We start from the raw sequence: 3192 nt of genomic DNA, 5'->3' as shown, positions 1-3192 counted from the left end.
CCGTGGCGGAGGCGTCCTCGCGGACGTCTTCTCCACCACGGGCCGGGGAGCGCGGAAGCGCCTCGGTCGGGCCGCACCGCGCCGGCGGAGCCCGTACGGCCGCGATACAGCCGCGTGACGGCGGCCGCCCCCCCCCCGCGCGGGGGGCGGGGGGGCGTCAGGTGCGGCGCAGACTCGGCTTGAGGTCCTTGAACCGGCCGAGCAGGCCGTTGACGAAGGACGGCGACTCGTCGGTGGAGAACTCCTTCGCGAGCTGCACCGCCTCGTCGATCACGACCGCGTCCGGCGTCCCGTCGACCCAGACCAGCTCGTACGCGGCGAGGCGGACGATATTGCGGTCCACGACCGGCATGCGGTCGAGCGTCCAGCCCACCGCGTAGGTCGAGATCAGCTCGTCGATCCGGGCCGCCTGTCCCGCGTAACCCTCGACGAGCTCCATCGTGTACTCCGTCACCGGAGGCTGGCGGTCGTCGGACCTGGCATGCCGTATCCAGTCGGCCATGACCGTGGCGACGGACGCGCCGCGCTGGTCGGCCTCGAAGAGGATCTGGAACGCGCGTTTCCGGGCGTTGTTCCGAGCAGCCACGGTTAGCTGTTCACCCGGCCGAGGTACTCGCCGGAACGCGTGTCGACCTTGATCTTCTCGCCGGTCGAGATGAACAGCGGGACGCCGATCTCGTAGCCCGTCTCCAGCTTCGCCGGCTTGGTGCCGCCGGTGGAGCGGTCGCCCTGGACGCCCGGGTCGGTGTGCTCGATGACCAGCTCGACCGCGGCGGGCAGCTCGACGTAGAGCGGGTTGCCCTCGTACATCGCGACCGTGCCCTCGAAACCCTCCAGCAGGAAGTTCGCGGCATCCCCGACGACGTCCCTGCTGACATGGATCTGGTCGTACGTGCCCATGTCCATGAAGACGAAGTACTCGCCGTCCATGTACGAGAACTGCATGTCGCGGCGGTCGACGACGGCCGTCTCGACCTTCACGCCGGCGTTGAAGGTCTTGTCGACGACCTTGCCCGACAGCACGTTCTTGAGCTTGGTGCGCACGAAGGCCGGGCCCTTGCCGGGCTTCACGTGCTGGAACTCGACGACGGACCAGAGCTGGTCTCCGTCGAGCTTGAGCACCAAACCGTTCTTGAGGTCGTTGGTGGATGCCACGGTTGCGGATCTCCTGGACTGAAGCAGGTGGGACCACGGGTGCGCTGCTCCCCAGGCCCGCAGCCAGCAGGTCCTAGAGTGCGAGCAGCTCCTTGGTCGTAATGGTGAGTAGCTCGGGTCCGCCGTCCGCCTCGGGGCGGACGACGAGCGTGTCATCGATCCGGACGCCGCCCCGGCCCGGGAGGTGGACTCCAGGTCCGACGGTGACCGGCACGCAAGCGTCCAGTTTACCCATGGACGCCGGTGCCAACTGCGGCTCCTCCACGATTTCGAGCCCCACACCGTGCCCGGTGCACGGGTCCAGTGCCTCCGCATGGCCCGCGGCGGCCAGTCGCCCCCGCACCGTGCGGTCCACGTCGCGGCAGCCGGCGCCGGGCAAGAGCGCCTCCCGGCCGGCCCGCTGGGCCACGAAGACCAGCTCGTACAGTTCGATCTGCCAGTCCGCGGGCGACGTTCCGATGACAAACGTACGCGTGATGCTACACCGGTAGCCGCGGTACTCCGCACCCAGGCCGACCGTCAGGAAATCGCCCTCCTCCACCCTCCGGTCGCTCGGCCGGTGGGCCGGGCGGCCCGAGTGCGGGCCGGTGGCTACCGAGGTCGGGAAGGCGGGGCCGTCCGCTCCGTGGTCGACGAGCCTGCGTTCGAGCTCCAGCGCGAGATGGCGCTCGGTACGGCCCACGAGGATCGACTCCAGCAGTTCGCCGAGGGCCTGGTCGGCGATCTCGGCGGCGATCCGCAGCCGGGAGATCTCCTCCTCGTCCTTGACGACGCGCAGCTGCTCGACCGCGCCCGCGAGGTCGGTGAGCCGCAGCTCCGGTACGGCGGCGGCGAGCGCGCGGTGGCGCGAGACCGTCAGGTGGCCCTCCTCGACGGCGAGGGTCCCCGCGCCCCCGGACCGTCCGGCATCCGCGAGCAGCAGGGCGGCGGCGACCGCCGGATCACCCGGCTCCCCCGGCACGACGACCCGCAGGTCCTCGCCCACCCGTCCGGCCGCGGCCTCGTCGACGGGCGCCGGCGGGCACAGCAGCACATCCTCCCCCGGCGCCAGCAGCAGGACGGCTCCTGGCGGTGCGCCACCCGCGAGGTAGCGCACATTGGCTGGGCCGCTGACCAGGGCCGCGGCGCCACGGTGGGCCCCGTAGCTCTCGCGCAGGCGGGCACGGCGGGCCGCGTACACCTCTGACATGGTCCGAGCCTAAGAGCGCGGGCGCGCTCCGGCCGCTCGTGCGCGTCCGACCGGGGTGCGGGCCCGGCGCTACCAGGCGGGCGGGCTCGCGACGGACTGCGCCAGCACGTCGTCCAGGACCCGCGCGGTGGTCGGCACGTCGTACGCGCTGTTGTCGATGATCGGCAGGCCGGAGCCGTACCAGCCGGCCATCCTGCCGTGGATGCCGGCGACCTCCTCGTCGGCGAGCCTGCGGTTGCCCTCCCGCTTGGCGTTGCGCTCCAGGACGACCTCAAGGCCGGGCAGCAGGACGACGGGCAGCAGGCCGGGGCCGACATGCCGCTTCCAGCCGCCGAGGCCGACGACGGGCCGGTCGGGGAAGACGGCGTCGTCCAGGATGCAGGAGATGCCGTTGGCCAGGAAGTTGCGGGCGGCGAAGCCGCAGGTGCGGCGCGCGAGCCGGTACTGGGCCTCCGAGTGCTCGTTCCAGCCGCTCTGCGGGTCGGCGAAGCCCGAGCACACCCATTCGCGTACGTCATCGAGGCTGATGTGCGCGGTGGGCACCCTGCGGGTGCGCGCCCAGTGCCGGGCCACGGTGGTCTTGCCCGCGCCCGCCGGGCCGATCAGCAGTACGGCGAGCGTCGCGGCGCCCGTACCGCTCTCGGGCGCGAAGGGGCCGGGAACGGGCACCGGGCCGCCGGGCGGCAGCGGGACGTGCCCCGTGGAGTCGGCGGGCCACGCGGGCACCTGGGGGGCGGCGCCGGGCGCCGCGGGTACCGCCGCCCGCGGGGCGGACGGACTCCCCGGGTGAGGAGCGGGCGCGGCGACGGGCATCGGCGGAGCGGGGGGCGGCCCGGGCTGTACGGGGA

4 protein-coding genes are annotated in these 3192 nt (G+C 72.8%); all 4 read right to left on the bottom strand.

Annotated features, from left to right (window positions below; all coding sequences use genetic code 11):
* Positions 1-157 precede the first annotated feature (157 nt).
* Entirely contained in the window at positions 158-586 is a 429-nt protein-coding gene (gene nusB, locus LCE31_RS38245; RefSeq protein ID WP_225022779.1) for a transcription antitermination factor NusB, read from the bottom strand.
* A gap of 2 nt (positions 587-588) precedes the next feature.
* Positions 589-1155, bottom strand: coding sequence for an elongation factor P (gene efp, locus LCE31_RS38240; protein WP_030907188.1), 567 nt, complete (start codon positions 1153-1155; stop codon positions 589-591).
* 73 nt (positions 1156-1228) lie between these two features.
* Positions 1229-2344 (bottom strand): aminopeptidase P family protein, encoded by a 1116-nt coding sequence (locus tag LCE31_RS38235; protein WP_225022778.1) that lies wholly within the window; start codon positions 2342-2344, stop codon positions 1229-1231.
* A gap of 69 nt (positions 2345-2413) precedes the next feature.
* Positions 2414-3192, bottom strand: a 779-nt coding sequence (locus tag LCE31_RS38230) for an AAA family ATPase (RefSeq protein ID WP_225022776.1), incomplete at its 5' end; no start/stop codon positions are given.

The sequence above is a fragment of the Streptomyces sp. 8L genome, assembly GCF_020176795.1.
Lineage (GTDB): Bacteria > Actinomycetota > Actinomycetes > Streptomycetales > Streptomycetaceae > Streptomyces.
Note: the sequence above shows the minus strand (reverse complement) of the source record. Positions and strands in the feature narration are given on the sequence as shown.